At 45.8% G+C, this 15,921-nt stretch carries 15 protein-coding genes and 1 tRNA gene; 9 read left to right on the plus strand and 7 right to left on the minus strand.

Going from position 1 to position 15,921, the window contains the following annotated elements:
• The first annotated feature begins 128 nt into the window (after window positions 1-128).
• Both A136_RS12025 and A136_RS12030 read left to right on the plus strand, forming a co-directional pair.
• Window positions 129-1,391 carry an inorganic phosphate transporter gene (locus tag A136_RS12025; RefSeq protein ID WP_017062916.1) on the plus strand — a complete coding sequence of 421 codons (1,263 nt, stop codon included), beginning with the start codon at window positions 129-131 and terminating at the stop codon, window positions 1,389-1,391.
• Window positions 1,392-1,596: 205 nt separating this feature from the next.
• On the plus strand, window positions 1,597-2,208 hold the full coding sequence (locus tag A136_RS12030; protein WP_017062917.1) for a TIGR04211 family SH3 domain-containing protein: 612 nt from the start codon (window positions 1,597-1,599) through the stop codon (window positions 2,206-2,208).
• A gap of 105 nt (window positions 2,209-2,313) precedes the next feature.
• On the opposite strand, the gene A136_RS12035 is transcribed toward A136_RS12030, so the two are convergent.
• Together A136_RS12035 and A136_RS12040 are read right to left on the minus strand one after the other, a co-directional pair.
• Window positions 2,314-3,306 carry a general secretion pathway protein GspB gene (locus tag A136_RS12035; RefSeq protein ID WP_017062918.1) on the minus strand — a complete coding sequence of 331 codons (993 nt, stop codon included), beginning with the start codon at window positions 3,304-3,306 and terminating at the stop codon, window positions 2,314-2,316.
• Window positions 3,306-4,976 (minus strand): ExeA family protein, encoded by a 1,671-nt coding sequence (locus A136_RS12040; RefSeq protein WP_198599054.1) that lies wholly within the window; start codon window positions 4,974-4,976, stop codon window positions 3,306-3,308. Before A136_RS12040 ends, A136_RS12035 begins: the two co-directional genes overlap by 1 nt.
• A 36-nt stretch (window positions 4,977-5,012) precedes the next feature.
• On the opposite strand from A136_RS12040, the gene A136_RS12045 reads away from it, so the two are divergent.
• Complete coding sequence (locus A136_RS12045) at window positions 5,013-6,329, plus strand: multifunctional CCA addition/repair protein (RefSeq protein ID WP_017062920.1); 1,317 nt, start codon at window positions 5,013-5,015, stop codon at window positions 6,327-6,329.
• 91 nt (window positions 6,330-6,420) lie between these two features.
• Here the strand turns inward: A136_RS12045 and A136_RS12050 are convergent, their stop codons facing one another.
• The 3 genes from A136_RS12050 to folB are packed head-to-tail and all read right to left on the minus strand — an operon-like array spanning window position 6,421 to window position 8,078.
• Window positions 6,421-7,224, minus strand: coding sequence for an undecaprenyl-diphosphate phosphatase (locus A136_RS12050; RefSeq protein WP_010434624.1), 804 nt, complete (start codon window positions 7,222-7,224; stop codon window positions 6,421-6,423).
• A 15-nt stretch (window positions 7,225-7,239) separates the two neighbouring features.
• Entirely contained in the window at window positions 7,240-7,722 is a 483-nt protein-coding gene (folK, locus tag A136_RS12055) for a 2-amino-4-hydroxy-6-hydroxymethyldihydropteridine diphosphokinase (protein WP_017062921.1), read from the minus strand.
• Window positions 7,719-8,078: a dihydroneopterin aldolase gene (gene folB / locus A136_RS12060; RefSeq protein WP_017061412.1), complete on the minus strand. Its 360-nt coding sequence runs from the start codon at window positions 8,076-8,078 to the stop codon at window positions 7,719-7,721. The genes folK and folB overlap by 4 nt, the downstream gene beginning before the upstream one ends.
• Window positions 8,079-8,216: 138 nt before the next feature.
• Between folB and plsY the strand changes: the two genes are divergently transcribed.
• The gene (gene plsY, locus A136_RS12065; RefSeq protein WP_009847793.1) at window positions 8,217-8,813 is read left to right on the plus strand and encodes a glycerol-3-phosphate 1-O-acyltransferase PlsY; all 597 of its coding nucleotides are present in this window, start codon (window positions 8,217-8,219) and stop codon (window positions 8,811-8,813) included.
• A gap of 92 nt (window positions 8,814-8,905) precedes the next feature.
• On the opposite strand, the gene A136_RS12070 is transcribed toward plsY, so the two are convergent.
• Window positions 8,906-9,721: an alpha/beta fold hydrolase gene (locus tag A136_RS12070; protein WP_017062922.1), complete on the minus strand. Its 816-nt coding sequence runs from the start codon at window positions 9,719-9,721 to the stop codon at window positions 8,906-8,908.
• A gap of 106 nt (window positions 9,722-9,827) precedes the next feature.
• The gene (gene tsaD, locus A136_RS12075) at window positions 9,828-10,844 is read right to left on the minus strand and encodes a tRNA (adenosine(37)-N6)-threonylcarbamoyltransferase complex transferase subunit TsaD (RefSeq protein WP_017061410.1); all 1,017 of its coding nucleotides are present in this window, start codon (window positions 10,842-10,844) and stop codon (window positions 9,828-9,830) included.
• A 258-nt stretch (window positions 10,845-11,102) separates the two neighbouring features.
• Between tsaD and rpsU the strand changes: the two genes are divergently transcribed.
• The 5 genes from rpsU to A136_RS12100 all read left to right on the plus strand — a co-directional run bounded on the left by rpsU (window position 11,103) and on the right by A136_RS12100 (window position 15,841).
• Window positions 11,103-11,318 carry a 30S ribosomal protein S21 gene (gene rpsU, locus A136_RS12080; protein WP_004396009.1) on the plus strand — a complete coding sequence of 72 codons (216 nt, stop codon included), beginning with the start codon at window positions 11,103-11,105 and terminating at the stop codon, window positions 11,316-11,318.
• Between the two features lie 25 nt (window positions 11,319-11,343).
• Window positions 11,344-11,787 (plus strand): GatB/YqeY domain-containing protein, encoded by a 444-nt coding sequence (locus A136_RS12085; protein ID WP_017061409.1) that lies wholly within the window; start codon window positions 11,344-11,346, stop codon window positions 11,785-11,787.
• 119 nt (window positions 11,788-11,906) lie between these two features.
• Window positions 11,907-13,658, plus strand: a complete 1,752-nt coding sequence (dnaG, locus tag A136_RS12090) for a DNA primase (RefSeq protein WP_017062923.1) — start codon at window positions 11,907-11,909, stop codon at window positions 13,656-13,658.
• A 99-nt stretch (window positions 13,659-13,757) separates the two neighbouring features.
• Window positions 13,758-15,602, plus strand: coding sequence for an RNA polymerase sigma factor RpoD (rpoD, locus tag A136_RS12095; protein WP_017062924.1), 1,845 nt, complete (start codon window positions 13,758-13,760; stop codon window positions 15,600-15,602).
• A 163-nt stretch (window positions 15,603-15,765) separates the two neighbouring features.
• Window positions 15,766-15,841: transfer RNA gene (locus A136_RS12100), tRNA-Ile, on the plus strand.
• Window positions 15,842-15,921 lie beyond the last annotated feature (80 nt).

The following is a 15,921-nucleotide window of genomic DNA, read 5'->3' on the forward strand; positions in this document are numbered from 1 at the left end:
ATCATACGTTAACCATATAACGAAGAGCATTTTTTGAACAAACCACTTATGCGCTGAGTATTCCTCTCGCTGAGCGGTTTTTTGCGTCTAAATTTGTTCCGCTTGTTATCAAACAACTAGGTATTACGATGGATATCCTTGCTAACTACGGCACTGTCCTGATTATTGTTGCAGCAGCTTTCGGTTTCTTGATGGCTATTGGTATTGGTGCAAATGACGTTGCGAACGCAATGGGCACCTCAGTAGGCTCTAAAGCTTTAACCGTTAAACAAGCGATCATTATCGCAATGATCTTTGAATTCGCAGGTGCTTACCTTGCGGGCGGCGAAGTAACAGACACGATCCGTAAAGGTGTTATCGAAACGTCTCTATTCGCTCATCAACCAGATGTACTTGTGTACGGCATGATGTCAGCACTTCTTGCTGCGGGTACATGGCTACTTCTCGCTTCTTACATGGGCTGGCCGGTTTCTACGACTCACTCAATCATCGGTGCAATCATCGGCTTCGCTTGTGTGTCTGTAGGTACTGAAGCGGTAGACTGGAACAGCGTTCAAGGCATTGTGGGCAGTTGGATTATCACACCGGTTATTTCCGGCTTCTTCGCTTACGTCATATTTGTAAGTGCTCAACGACTGATTTTTGATACAGAGAACCCGCTATTTAACGCGAAACGCTTTGTACCGGTATACATGTTCATTACAACAATGGTAATTGCACTTGTAACCATCAAGAAAGGCCTTAAGCACGTTGGTCTTCACCTAAGCAACACTGAAGCATGGGTTTGGGCTGCTGGCGTTTCTGCGCTTGTAATGATCGGCGGTTACCTATACATCCAGAAGAAATTCGCTAACCGCGAAGAAGACCACGGCTTTGCAGGTGTTGAAGGCATCTTCTCTGTACTCATGGTTATCACAGCTTGTGCGATGGCATTTGCACACGGTTCAAACGACGTTGCGAACGCGATTGGTCCACTGTCTGCTGTTGTATCAACCGTTGAGCACATGGGTGAAATCACAGGTAAGAGTACTATCGCATGGTGGATTCTTCCTCTAGGTGGATTCGGTATCGTTGTTGGTCTTGCAACAATGGGTCATAAAGTAATGGCAACCGTTGGTACTGGTATTACAGAACTAACACCAAGCCGTGGCTTTGCTGCACAACTTGCAACTGCATGTACGGTTGTACTAGCTTCAGGTACTGGCCTTCCAATCTCTACTACACAAACACTCGTTGGTGCTGTTTTAGGTGTTGGTTTTGCTCGTGGTATCGCAGCACTAAACTTAGGCGTTGTACGTAATATCGTGGCTTCTTGGATTGTGACACTACCTGCAGGTGCTCTACTTGCTGTTGTGTTCTTCTACGGAATTCAAGCTGCGTTTACTATGTAATCGCGACTGCGTTAGTGAATACTAGCGTCAGAACAGTGTGAGCTTCAGTAACGATATGTAAATACCATGTCATTATTGACTCAAACGCACAGAAAGGGAGGCTTTGCCTCCCTTCTTTGTTGCACCGCATAAAGAAACTAAATATTATTTGCTGATTGAGGCTGACTCATACGCCTACCCAATTTGAATCGTTAAGGGATTTACTGTGAAAAAACTGATTAGCTTAGTTTTGTTCGCAATGCTTGCGGCTCCAGCTGCCTTTGCACAAGACCGTTATATTGCTGACAAACTATTTACTTATATGCATTCTGGCCCAAACAACACATTCCGTATCATCGGTAGTGTTGATGCCGGTGAAAAGATTACATTCCTACAAACTAACAAGAGTACGGGTTACACCCAAATTCAAGACAACCGTGGCCGTAAAGGTTGGGTTGAAAGCAAGTTTGTAAGCACTCAAGAAAGCATGGCACTGCGTATGCCTAAGCTAGAGAAAGAGCTGACGGAAGTTAAAGGCAAGCTAGCGAATGCTCGTCAGAGTGCTGACAGCGAAAAAGCTGGCCTAGCAAGCTCTCTAGATTCTCGTAACAAGCAGATTGCTGAACTAGAACAGAACTACAGTGAAATTAGCCAACAGCTAACGAGTTCTCAAACAGAGAACCGTGAACTGCGCGCTAAGCTAGACACTCAAAAAGACGACCTACTATTGAAGTACTTCATGTACGGTGGTGGTGTTGCGGGTATTGGTCTACTTCTAGGCCTTGTTCTGCCACACATCATGCCTCGTCGCAGAAAATCACCAAACGGTTGGGCGTAGACTTAACGCTTGTATCAGGTACAGTAAATTCAGTATCGAATATCAAAAAGGAGCACCGAGGTGCTCCTTTTTATTTGTCTGTTATCTAAATACGTATAGAAATCGCTAACCTTTCCACTCGTACAGAGCCGGGATTTCTATCTTCTGTTGATTGAACTCTATGATCACTGATTGTGGCTTAATCTCTAGTAATTGAATGTCTTGTCCAATCCAATCTCCTTGCGCCACTTCTTGGCCGTTCACTTTTACCCAACGTTTGGTCTCGCTGCTCGAGTACATATGAGTTTGTAGGTCTAACTTAGGAAGGACTCCTGATAAGCTATTGGTGTGCGTTTCCAACTCAATAACCTGAGAGCCTCTTTGCCCTGCGGGTCTAGAGTCCATCGGCTCAGGAGTGCTTTGTTGCTCCCCCATAATGGATTCAAGCTTCAATGCCAAATCAGGTGGCAACTCACTGAGGTCTAGCCCTTGCAGCAGATCACTGTCCGATTGTAAGTCACTATTTGATTGCTGATCAGTGCTTGATTGCAGAGCAGTCGTTTCATCACTCGCGCCTGGCTGAACGGATGACGATTCAGAACTGGCTGTCATTTGAGTGTTGTTATCAGCATTAGCGAAGATCACTGCTGAGCCACCAGCGGTGTTTGCACGATTAGCGCCAGAATCAATCTGTGCATACATCTCTTGGCGTGGCAATGCTTTCAACGGTTGGCTCGCCGGTGCAGGGCGAACGGTGAACAAGGCATCTTCTTCCTCAGACACGGCATCCATGCTTGCTATATCAGCATCCGCAATTTCAGGCTCAATGTCTGATTCAGTTTTAAATTCTGGCAGAGCGACATTGGCAGCTTGGTTCACGGCTTCTTGTTGTTGGATATACGATTGATAAGCCAAGACGCCACCCACCAACAAAGAAGGAACCAAGATTAAGAGTAGCCCCATCGCTAACGATGAACCTCGCTTGTTGCTCATCCCTTTTGCAGAATTAGGAACATGATGATTCTGGTAGCCTTTGAAGCTTGGTTTGCTAAGAGAGTGCTGATTAATAGAAGATGGCTTGTGAGACGGCTGTTTAAGTTCGTGCATAATACGTGACATTAGCTTTCGCCCCCTTCTAGTGACATCAGCTTAGGCGAATCGAGTTGAGCTAATCTCTGCAATCTTGCTAAGGTGCGCTTACCTGCAATGCCATCAACAGACATACCTTGCCACGTTTGAAATGCTTCGATTTTCATTTTTAACTCATAATCAAATACATCATTACCGGAAACAACCTCTCCTAATACTTCAGAAAGCAGTAGATCAAGCAAAGCAACCGCTTCACCTTGATAGCCCTCTTTAAGGGTCTCTCGCAGCGGCTGCTTCCAAATAGCGACGTAATCGCCTTGCCAGATTTGCTCTAAGGATTGCTTCGGCATCACCAACAGCTTTTCATTAACCAGCAACTCGACAGAATCCTTAGACACGCCATACAGCACAGCAAACACTGGTTTTTGGTCTATGTCGAGATTAAGTACCACAGGAACACCAAGTTCTAACAAGGTATCCAAACTGGCCTGCTGCTGCTCACACACAAAAACACTTTGTGGCTCACTTAAGCACAATCCATCACGCAGTGAAGATTGATATCCCCACAACGTATACAAGTCTTTGATAGCGAGAGAACGATTGGTCCCCTGCATCAAATGTTGTTGAATGTGTTGTGGCAATTCAAACTTGGCAGGTTTTGGCTCAGCAACCAACTTAGGAACATCTGATACCAAAGAACGCTGAGTACGTGCTAACACTTCCGTCTTTGCTCCATTTGATGCATCCGTAGGCAACCAAGCATTGATATAGCTTGGAGCGAAGTTAAAGGTCGCTATTGCAAGACCAACGCTTAACGTCGCAATCCCTGCGTATTGGAATAACTTAGGCGCGACACGAGAAGTTAGAGCTTTCTCGACGTGATACACATCGGCCTGAAAGGACATAACCTGCTGACACGCTCGGTTAACCGTTTCATTGCTCGGTAGCTGCTCACCGTCATGAAAAGCCAACTGCAGTGCTTTATCACACACCAAGTTAATGAGCCTTGGAATACCATGCGTATATTGAGCAATCAGCTTGATAGAACGGTTCGAAAACAACATCTGCTCGCCACCCGCCGTCTCCAAACGAAACGCGATGTACTTGCCCGTTTCTTCGGTATTAAGAGGCAGTAAGTGATAACGACCAGTAATGCGCTGTGCTAGCTGACGTAGCTGCGTGGTTTGTAAGTGCTGTTGTAATTCCGGCTGGCCGACCAACAGTACTTTTAACAGCTTACGATTGTCGGTTTCCAAGTTTGTTAGAAGGCGTAACTGCTCCAACACATCGGCAGCGAGGTGTTGGGCTTCATCGATCACCAATAGGGTTTGAATGCCTTCGGCATGGCTATCAAGTAGAAAATAATGAATAGCCTGACTGAGCTGTTTCAACGATGCTTGTTCTGGGTACTCGACCTCAAACTCATCGCAGATAGCTTCTAGTAAATCCGTATTTGAAAACGTAGGGTTAAGTATAAGGCCAGCCTGAGTATGACTATCCAATGAAGACAACATCGCCTTAGCGACCGTTGTTTTCCCTGTACCAACCTCACCAGTAAGCATCGCAAAGCCCCCACCCTCGCCTAAACCGGCTTGTAGGTTCTGCATCGCTTCTTGATGGCGCTGACTCAAAAACAAGTAGCGAGAATTTGGTACAATCGAAAATGGCATCTCAACGAAGCCAAAATATTCCTTATACATGTGCTGCCCTATAATTACGATTAATGGAAAGTACCATTGCTTGCAGTAAAGTCCAGCAGTGATAAAACATTTCGAGGTGATAAGTTGCAAATTTACGATAGCCTACCAAAAGACAACGGGCTACAACGCTATCTAGTCGGTGGAGCAGTGCGCGATAAGCTGCTCAATATTGATAGTTATGATAGAGATTGGGTCGTGGTAGGGAGTACCCCTCAAGAGATGGAAAACCTTGGCTTTACTGCTGTGGGAAAAGATTTCCCGGTATTCTTGCACCCAAAAACCAAAGAAGAGCACGCACTGGCTCGCACTGAGAGAAAATCAGGCTCTGGTTACACAGGCTTCGAATGTTACTTCGCGCCAGACGTGAGTTTGGAAGAAGACCTGATGCGTCGAGATCTGACCATCAACGCTATAGCTCAGGATGATAAAGGCCAACTTCACGATCCTTATCATGGCCAGAAAGATCTATCGGATCGTATCTTAAGACACGTTTCAGACGCTTTTGTTGAAGACCCTCTTCGTGTACTGCGTGTGGCTCGCTTCGCCGCCAAGCTTCACCATCTTAACTTCACGGTTGCACCTGAAACCATGGATATGATGAGTGAGATCGTCCAATCTGGTGAGCTGGCACACCTTACTGCAGAGCGAGTTTGGCAAGAGTGGCATAAGTCTCTTAGTACACCGCACCCTGAAGTGTTCCTCTCTGTATTGAAAGAGTGTGGTGCATTGGCAGTCGTATTACCTGAGATTGACGCTCTATTTGGCGTCCCTCAACCTGAAAAATGGCACCCTGAAATCGACACGGGTATTCACACTCTGATGGTTGCTCAGCAAGCCGCACTATTAAGCCCATCGCTACCGGTACGCTTTGCAGCTCAAGTGCATGACTTAGGTAAAGGCGTCACACCACAAGCTGAATGGCCAAGCCATAAAATGCACTGCCACACAGGTGTTAAGATAATCAAGAAACTGTGTGAGCGAGTGAGAGTGCCCAATGAGTTCAGAGACCTTGCGTTGTTAGTGTGCGAGCAACATTCTAATATCCACCGCGCAGGCGAGCTCAAACCAACCACCTTTCTCAAGGTTCTCAACAAGTTCGATGTTTGGCGTAAGCCAGATAGGCTCGACGATATACTACTTTGCTGCCAGGCCGACCACGCAGGCCGAAAAGGATTAGAAGATCAGCCTTATCCTCAAAAAGCGCGCTTTGAAGTCGCCTACCAAGCGGCGCTTCAAGTCGAAGTAAAAGCGATCATTACCGATGGTTTTAAAGGCAAAGATATTCGAGAAGAACAAGAGAAACGCAGAGCCATCGCAATTGAAAATGCCCTATCAGAACTCGCTAGCAGTTAATCGTCGCCGCTCTACCTAAAACGTATAAAAAGCCCGCAGTTAAGCGGGCTTTTTGTTTCAATTCTTACAGCGAGACCGTTGCCTGTGTCTGTTACTGCATCATTAAGAAAGCAAACAGACCACAACCTAGAATCAGGCGGTAGATAACGAACGGTGTCATGCCCATACGAGAGATAAGCTTCAAGAAGAAGTGGATACAGATGTAAGCACTGATGAAAGACACCGCAACGCCCGTTAGCAAAGTGCCAACATGGATTGGATCACCGCTTGTCACCAACTTAAGACCTAAATAACCACCAGCCAGAGTGATGATTGGGATAGACATCAAGAAAGAGAATCGAGCCGCCGCTTCACGTGTGAAACCAAGGTAAAGCGCCGCGGTAATGGTTGCGCCAGAACGAGACGTGCCCGGAATGATCGCCATTGCTTGAGCAAGACCAATAAACAGCGCCTTTTTCCAACCCGCTTGGTATTCGTCATCGCGCAGGCTTGAGTTCTTGTCCACCCACCATAACAATAGACCAAAGATAATCGTTGTCGTCGCGATCACCCACGCACTGCGTAAGTAAAGCTCAACAATATCTTTCATCAACAAGCCAAAGATACACGCAGGAATCGTCGCGAGAATGATCATCCACGCTAACTTCGCTTCTTTACTACGATCGCCTTTAAACACTGAACCAAAGAATGCGCTCAACAGAGAGACCACTTCTTTACGGAAATAGATAACAACAGCTGCCAAAGTACCAACGTGGACAGCGACATCAAAAGCCAAACCTTGATCTTCCCAGCCTAAAACAGCTGAAGGAAGGATTAGGTGTGCAGAACTGGAAATAGGTAAAAACTCTGTAAAGCCTTGCACCAACGCCAATATAAACGCTTCAAAATAACTCATTACTTACCTTAAAAATTATAGTTTTATATCTACGACAGAGAGCGAGTCTAATTGCTGCATCTTCTGCCATATTTCACTGACGGTTCTTCCGTCTTGCGGGATCACTCGCGCAGGACAAAGATCATAAAGCGGCTGTGTTACAAAAGGATATTTGTAGATATCACTGCGTGGTAATTCTGGTTCACACTCAGAAACCTCCTCTCCAAACAGCACAATATCAAGATCGAGTTTTCGATCTTGTAGTTTGTGCGCATCTTGAGAGCGACCCCATTTAAACTCAATTTTACGCAGCTGCTGTGAAAATTCAGTCAATGAGAGTGACGTGTCGAGCTCTATCACAAAGTTATAAAACGGATGGCTATTAAAACCGACGGGCTCACAGTGATAGATTTTAGAGCATTTAAGGTTAGTCCCTAACGATTGAAGCTCTGTCCATGCCACCCTTGCATGCTTGTCGCGGTCTATGTTCGTGCCAACACCAACATAGGCTACTGTCATGCTTGACCTCGTTCGATGATCACACCAACGGCTTTTGCTTGTGGCACTGCGCCAGGTTTAGCCAATCGGATTTTAATCCACGGCACAGAGAACTGAGTCATAATAAGCTCTGCGACTTCTTCAGCAACACGTTCTACGAGTAGAAAACGGCCATTTGCAATGTGCTCAAGTACTGCAGTGCTCACTTTCGAATAATCCAAAGCATCAACCACATCATCACTCTTGCCTGCTGGGCGGTTGTCATGAGCCATTTCAATATCAAGCACCAGTTTCTGTTTGATCTCTTGCTCCCAATCGTAAACACCGATCGTTGTAATTACTTCTAGCTGCTCAATGAAAACTTTATCCAGTGCCATGACTTGTCCTTTTAGAGGTCGGATACCCAAATTGGGGAAAAAAACGTATTATTTGCGTAATTCGAGATATGATATCAATTACTCTTGGATTGAGCATTATTTTCCCATCGTTAGGCGTATAACCGTTAAAGGACAGACATGACCCCATTGGCACTTATCATGATCATTGCTGCCTACTTACTAGGTTCAATCTCTAGTGCGGTCTTGATATGCCGAGTTTTGAGGCTCCCAGATCCTCGAACAGTAGGTTCTAACAACCCAGGAGCAACCAATGTCCTGCGTGTTGGCGGTAAAGGCGCAGCAGCTGCCGTCCTTTTGTGTGACATGCTGAAAGGCACTATCCCTGTCTGGCTTGGCTACTACCTCAAGATCGACCCAATCATTCTTGGGGTTGTGGCAATTGCGGCGTGTCTTGGCCATATGTATCCGATCTTCTTCCACTTCAAAGGTGGTAAAGGCGTGGCAACCGCACTTGGCGCTATCGCCCCAATAGGATTCGATCTAACCGGAATGATCATGGCAACTTGGTTAGTGGTCGCGTTTTTGTTTCGTTACTCTTCTTTAGCGGCACTGGTTACTGTGCTACTTGCCCCTTTCTACGCTTGGTTAGTCAAACCTCAATACACATTGCCAGTAGCCATGCTGTGCTGTTTGATCGTGTTACGTCACCACCAGAATATCCGCCGCCTACTCGATGGCAGCGAACCAAAACTCGGACAAAAAAAATCGGCTTAAACTGTCACGTCTAAGCCGAACTATTTTTAAACCGAGATGCGTTTAAACCGACGTAAGTATAAGTCGAACAACACTATTCAGTATTTAAGAACTTACAGCAGATGTTTATCTAAAAACGTCTTCAGCATTGTGTTCACAAACTCTGGTTGCTCTAACGAGCTAATATGACCAGCGCCAGGAATCACCACTAATTCACTGCCCGTAATGCAATCGTGCATTAGGTATGACTCAAGTACCGGACGTGGTTTATCTTCTTGTCCTACAGCAATCAAAACAGGCAGAGCAAAGTTCTCTACCGATTCAATCATGTCACGACGTCCAAACACCATTCGACCAATTCGTGCCACTTCTTCAGCGTTGTCACCCTCAAGAGCTGATAACTGCTGAGTAAACCCTTCCACTAAAGTTGGCGTGTTGGTTTGAGCATCATTAGCGAAGAACAGTGGAACAACCGCTTCAACAATTGGCTGAGGAACCGTCTTGGTTTGAGTGATGGTATCTAACATGCTGAAGTACTTAGCGTGAGCAACCTCTGGTTCTAAACCCACAAAAGTATCCATTAGAACCAAAGACTTAATACGTGCAGGTGCAAGTTCCGCTAACTCTGTTCCCCACATACCGCCAACCGATAAACCAACCACTGAGAATTCTTCGATCTCTAAATGATCAAGCAGAGCCAAAACGTGCTGAGCGTAATCTTTCAAGTTACGCATCGAAGCGGGTGCAGCTTGAGACTCACCGTGAGACCAAAGCTCTGGAACAATACAGCGATACTGAGTTTTTAACGCTTCGATCTGCGGCTTCCACATTGCACTATCCCAAAGGTAGCTGTGGCCGAGTACAACAACAGGGCCTTGACCTTCATCTAGGTACGCCATCGATTGATTGTCTACTGTGAACTTGTTCATTTTCTTCCCTAATCTCTATCAGCAATTATTTATCGACATACGGTCGGTAAGCTAGGATATAAAAACGGCCGCACAAGGCGACCGTTTATCGAAACACTATAGTCAATTACGCAATTGGCTCTAGCTGGTCAATAGGCCAACGCGGTGTGGCATGAACAGACAAATCAGCCGTTTCGCCATTCTTTAGGCGCTGCATGCCCGCATAAGCGATCATCGCACCATTATCTGTACAGAATTCTGTGCGTGGGTAGTACACCTCACCACCGACTTTCTTAGCAAGAGCTTCAAGCTCAACACGCAGTTGTTTGTTGGCACTTACACCGCCAGCAATCACTATACGTTTCATGCCCGTTTCAACCAAGGCTCGCTTACACTTGATTACTAAGGTTGCACAAACAGCTTCTTGGAATGCATAAGCGATATCAGCGCGAGTTTGGTCATCATTATCGTTATCGCGAATGGTATTCGCTGCGAACGTCTTCAAACCAGAAAAGCTCATATCTAGACCTGGACGATCGGTCATTGGACGCGGGAACTTAAAACGACCCGGAGTGCCTTTTTCCGCCAAACGAGATAACAGTGGACCACCAGGGTAATCTAAGCCCATCAGTTTCGCGGTTTTATCAAACGCTTCACCCGCTGCATCATCAATCGATTCACCAAGGATTCGGTATTCACCAATACCTTTCACTTCTACCATCATGGTATGGCCGCCAGAAACCAGCAGAGCCACAAATGGGAATGGTGGTGGGTTATCTTCTAGCATTGGCGCAAGAAGGTGACCTTCCATATGGTGAACAGGCACTGCAGGCACTCCCCACGCATAAGCAATACTGCGACCAATCGTTGCACCAACCAGCAGTGCACCCACTAAACCAGGGCCAGCCGTGTAAGCCACACCATCAATGTCTTTCGACGTTAGGTTCGCTTCAGCTAATGCCGCTTTAATAAGAGGAATTGTTTTTTTCACGTGGTCACGTGAAGCTAGCTCAGGTACCACACCACCGTAATCGGCGTGCAGCTTTACTTGGCTATATAATTGATGAGAAAGCAGCCCTTGCTCATCATCATAAATCGCGATTCCTGTTTCATCACAAGAGGTTTCAATACCAATAATGCGCATAATTTTCTCGGCACGCTTTCGTCTAAAATGGGAAATTAGCGCAATATTACCCTGCCTAAGCTCTTCAAACAAATATTGTACAGACTATAATCGACAAAGTGCTTTACAAAGCCACTGTGATCGGATTAAAATTCCGCACCATTTTTGATCAAGCTGGTTAATGGCCAAACGCGAATAGAGAGTTAGCTCGATGGGTAACTTCTCTGATTTGGTACTGAGTAGCCAGCGATAATGAATAACCCCTGAGGTGAAAGGCATATGCCAATAGTTAAAGTACGTGAAAACGAACCGTTCGACGTTGCACTACGTCGTTTCAAGCGCTCTTGTGAAAAAGCAGGTATCCTTTCTGAAGTTCGCCGTCGCGAGCACTACGAAAAGCCAACTACAGTTCGCAAACGCGCTAAAGCAGCAGCTCAAAAGCGTCACGCTAAGAAGCTAGCTCGCGAAAACGCACGTCGCGTTCGCCTGTACTAATAACTTAATCCATAAGGACTGAGTTATGGCTCTTATTGAACAACTCAAAGAAGAGCAAAAATTAGCGATGAAAGCCAAGGACAAACCGCGCCTTGGCACTATCCGCTTAGCTCTTTCAGCAATTAAGCAACGTGAAGTTGACGAACGGATCACTCTGAACGACGACGACATTCTTGCTGTATTAGTTAAAATGGTTAAGCAACGTCGCGATTCTGTTGCTCAATATGAATCAGCAAATCGTCAAGATCTTGCTGACGTGGAAAAAGCAGAAATTACGGTACTTGAAGGCTTTATGCCTCAACCGCTAAGTGATGAAGAAGTTATTGCACTACTTGATAGCGCAATCGCCGAAGCTCAACCAGCGGGCATGCAAGACATGGGTAAAGTAATGGCTATCTTGAAACCACAAATTCAAGGGCGTGCAGATATGGGTAAAGTTAGTGGTTTAGTTCGTTCTAAACTCGCTTAATCCCAAATCAAATTGCAACAAGCCGTGCAATCCTTCGGAACGCACGGCTTGTTTGTATCTGTAACCTATTCAAACTATTATTATCCACACTCTCAGTTAGTGCATTTTTCTAAGGTTTTATGGCAGGACACATCCCGCGTAGTTTCATTGATGATCTCCTAGCGCGTCTCGACATTGTCGACATAGTGGACGCACGCGTGAAACTTAAGAAAAAAGGCAAAAACTATGGTGCTTGTTGCCCATTCCACAACGAAAAGACCCCTTCTTTTAGCGTAAGCCAAGAAAAACAGTTTTATCACTGCTTTGGTTGTGGCGTACACGGTAATGCTATCGACTTCATTATGGAGTTCGAACGTCTCGATTTTGTTGAAGCGATTGAAGAGCTTGCCTCTTTCTTAGGCCTCGATGTTCCTAGAGAGCAACGTAGCGGCGAGATATCAACAGCACCAAGAGCCAACAGCGAACAAAAACGTAACCTCTACGATTTGATGGGCGGCATCAGTAATTTTTACCGCTCTCAACTGAAAATATCAGCCAACAAACCTGCGATTGATTACCTAAAGAATCGTGGCCTTTCGGGCGAGATCGTCCAGAAGTTTGGCATTGGTTATGTGGCCGATGAGTGGGACTTAGTTCGTAAGAACTTTGGCCAACAGAAAGAAGCCCAAGACATGCTCGTAACTGGCGGCATGTTAATTGAGAACGATAAAGGTAACCGATACGACCGATTCCGTGGACGCGTAATGTTCCCGATTCGCGATCGTCGTGGCCGTGTGATTGGTTTTGGTGGTCGTGTATTAGAAGACGGAACTCCAAAATATCTCAACTCACCAGAAACGCCTATCTTCCATAAAGGTAAAGAGCTTTACGGCCTTTATGAAGTGCTGCAAGCCTACCGTGAACCGCCGCAAATACTTGTGGTTGAAGGTTACATGGATGTCGTGGCATTAGCGCAATATGGTGTTGATTACTCAGTAGCATCACTGGGCACATCGACAACCGGTGACCACGTTCAAATGCTGTTCCGCCAAACCAGCACAGTGGTTTGTTGTTACGATGGTGACCGAGCAGGTAAAGAAGCCGCGTGGCGCGCACTAGAAAATGCCCTTGAGTACCTGAAAACCGGTAACACACTCAAGTTTCTATTCTTGCCCGACGGTGAAGACCCAGACAGCTATATAAGAGAACACGGCAAAGCCGCTTTCGAACAGCTTGTTCAAAATGCGACACCGCTTTCGACCTATTTGTTCGATAACCTGATTGAAATACACAAGTTAAACTTGGGAACAACCGAAGGGAAATCGGCACTGCGCGCACACGCTAGCGCATTGATTAACAAAATCCCTGACAGTTACTTCCAAGAGTTGCTCGAAAAATTGCTCGATGAGCGCACTGGATTTGATAACCAATTGAGGCGAGCGCGTGTTCATACACAGAACCCGACACCTCAACCGCATAAAGAGCTGAAGCGCACTCCAATGCGTGAAGTTATCGCTTTGCTTATCCAAAATCCGAGCTATGCTGATATGGTACCGGATTTATCAAGTGTCAAAGGCTTACAATTGCCTGGGCTAAGTTTATTCGTCGAAGTACTTGATAAATGCCACGCGCATCCCCATATCAACACAGGCCAATTATTAGAGCATTGGCGACACAATAAACATGAGGCTCTTCTGTCTCGTCTCGCGAGCTGGGAAATCCCCCTCGACGAAGACAATCAAGAAGACATATTTTTAGACTCATTGGACAATATACTTGCCCAATGCGTTGAAAAACAAATTGAAAACCTGCAGGCCAAAGCAAGAAGCGTCGGTTTATCAGCCGAAGAAAAAAGGGAGCTACTAGCTTTAATGCTAGATCTAAAAGCGTAACCCTGTTTGATTAGTCAGCATTTAATAAATTTGTTAACATAATTGGTTTGCATTTGAGAATGCAACGTCCTTCACCAGACCTGAAGTTGGATATCATCTATGGATCAAAATCCGCAGTCACAGCTTAAATTACTTGTTATTAAAGGCAAGGAACAAGGCTATCTGACCTACGCCGAAGTAAACGACCACCTACCTGCAGAAATCGTGGATTCTGAACAGGTAGAAGACATCATTCAAATGATTAACGACATGGGTATCAAGGTAGTTGAAACTGCACCTGATGCTGATGATCTAGCACTTAATGATGACGATGCCAATATAGATGAAGATGCAGCCGAAGCTGCAGCTGCTGCGCTTTCAAGCGTAGAAAGCGAGATTGGCCGTACTACTGACCCAGTTCGTATGTACATGCGTGAAATGGGTACAGTTGAACTACTGACTCGTGAAGGCGAAATCGACATTGCGAAGCGTATTGAAGATGGTATCAATACAGTTCAACTATCGGTTGCTGAGTACCCAGGCACTATTCCATACATCTTGGAACAGTTTGACCGCGTACAAGCAGAAGAGATTCGCTTAACAGACCTAATCAATGGCTTTGTTGACCCAGACGACGATGGCACAGCTGCGCCAACGGCGACTCACATCGGTTCAGAACTTGCTGAAACTGATCTGGAAGACGAAGACAAAGAAGACGCAGAAGACGACGAGGAAGAGGAAGAGGAAGATACAGGTATCGATCCTGAGCTTGCTCTTGAGAAGTTCACAGCACTTCGTACTAGCTACCAGAATCGTCAACTAGCGATCAACGAGTACGGCCATGAAAGCCCGAAAGCAATGCTTGCAACGACAATGATGCAAGACGTATTCAAAGAGTTCCGTCTAACACCAAAACAGTTTGATTTCCTAGTAAACGAACTGCGTAACTCTATGGATCGTGTACGTACTCAAGAACGCCTAATCATGCGTCAAACGGTTGAGTACGGCAAAATGCCGAAGAAATCTTTCATTGCTCTATTTACTGGCAACGAATCTAGCGAAGCATGGTTGGATGAAGTTCTTGCTTCAGACAAGCCATACGCAGAAAAGATTAAACGTAACGAGCACGACATCCGTCGCTCTATCCAAAAGCTGGATATGATCGAACATGAAACGTCTCTTACTGTTCAAAGCATCAAAGATATCAGCCGTCGCATGTCTATCGGTGAAGCGAAAGCTCGTCGTGCGAAGAAAGAGATGGTTGAAGCGAACTTACGTCTAGTAATCTCGATTGCTAAGAAGTACACAAACCGTGGTCTACAATTCCTGGATCTAATCCAAGAAGGTAACATCGGTCTGATGAAAGCGGTAGATAAGTTTGAATACCGTCGTGGTTACAAGTTCTCTACTTACGCTACTTGGTGGATCCGTCAAGCAATCACTCGTTCGATTGCCGACCAAGCTCGTACTATCCGTATTCCGGTTCACATGATCGAAACGATCAACAAACTAAACCGTATCTCTCGTCAAATGCTACAAGAGATGGGTCGTGAACCACTTCCGGAAGAACTGGCTGAACGCATGCAAATGCCTGAAGACAAGATCCGTAAAGTACTGAAAATCGCTAAAGAGCCAATCTCAATGGAGACACCAATCGGTGACGACGAAGATTCGCACCTAGGTGATTTCATCGAGGATACAACGCTAGAACTACCTTTAGACTCTGCAACGGCAACCAGCCTACGCGGTGCAACTAAAGACGTTCTTGCTGGCCTAACACCTCGTGAAGCTAAAGTACTGCGTATGCGTTTCGGTATCGACATGAACACTGACCACACTCTTGAAGAAGTGGGCAAGCAGTTCGACGTAACTCGTGAACGTATCCGTCAGATCGAAGCAAAAGCACTGCGTAAACTTCGTCACCCAAGCCGCTCAGAAACTCTGCGTAGCTTCCTAGACGAGTAATCACACGCTTTAGTGTGGTTAGCTTTTAAGCATAAATAAGAAAAGGTGAGCGTTGGCTCACCTTTTTTTTATCTGTGTGATTTAAGTGGCTAAGATGTAAGCGGAATTGCCCCTTATAGTGTCTAGACACCACTGAATGCTTCCCCTATAATCTATGCCCTACGGCCCCTTAGCTCAGTGGTTAGAGCGCACGACTCATAATCGTTCGGTCCCCAGTTCAAATCTGGGAGGGGCCACCAAATTTAGAAAAGCCAGAACAGTTCACGCTGCTCTGGCTTTTTGCTTTTCTGATTCAGTACCAATCACACCCTGCACTTCC

Origin of the sequence: Vibrio crassostreae 9ZC13 (genome assembly GCF_000272045.2) — a bacterium.
Classification (GTDB): Bacteria; Pseudomonadota; Gammaproteobacteria; order Enterobacterales; family Vibrionaceae; genus Vibrio; species Vibrio crassostreae_C.

Bases quoted from the DNA above. Each gene is read 5' to 3' on its own strand.
- A136_RS12025 (WP_017062916.1), top strand. From the start codon at position 129: ATGGATATCCTTGCTAACTACGGCACTGTCCTGATTATTGTTGCAGCA.
- A136_RS12035 (WP_017062918.1), bottom strand. From the start codon at position 3,306: ATGTCACGTATTATGCACGAACTTAAACAGCCGTCTCACAAGCCATCT.
- A136_RS12040 (WP_198599054.1), bottom strand. From the start codon at position 4,976: ATGTATAAGGAATATTTTGGCTTCGTTGAGATGCCATTTTCGATTGTA.
- A136_RS12050 (WP_010434624.1), bottom strand. From the start codon at position 7,224: ATGAGTTATTTTGAAGCGTTTATATTGGCGTTGGTGCAAGGCTTTACA.
- folK (WP_017062921.1), bottom strand. From the start codon at position 7,722: ATGACAGTAGCCTATGTTGGTGTTGGCACGAACATAGACCGCGACAAG.
- folB (WP_017061412.1), bottom strand. From the start codon at position 8,078: ATGGCACTGGATAAAGTTTTCATTGAGCAGCTAGAAGTAATTACAACG.
- plsY (WP_009847793.1), top strand. From the start codon at position 8,217: ATGACCCCATTGGCACTTATCATGATCATTGCTGCCTACTTACTAGGT.
- A136_RS12070 (WP_017062922.1), bottom strand. From the start codon at position 9,721: ATGAACAAGTTCACAGTAGACAATCAATCGATGGCGTACCTAGATGAA.
- tsaD (WP_017061410.1), bottom strand. From the start codon at position 10,844: ATGCGCATTATTGGTATTGAAACCTCTTGTGATGAAACAGGAATCGCG.
- rpsU (WP_004396009.1), top strand. From the start codon at position 11,103: ATGCCAATAGTTAAAGTACGTGAAAACGAACCGTTCGACGTTGCACTA.
- A136_RS12085 (WP_017061409.1), top strand. From the start codon at position 11,344: ATGGCTCTTATTGAACAACTCAAAGAAGAGCAAAAATTAGCGATGAAA.
- dnaG (WP_017062923.1), top strand. From the start codon at position 11,907: ATGGCAGGACACATCCCGCGTAGTTTCATTGATGATCTCCTAGCGCGT.
- rpoD (WP_017062924.1), top strand. From the start codon at position 13,758: ATGGATCAAAATCCGCAGTCACAGCTTAAATTACTTGTTATTAAAGGC.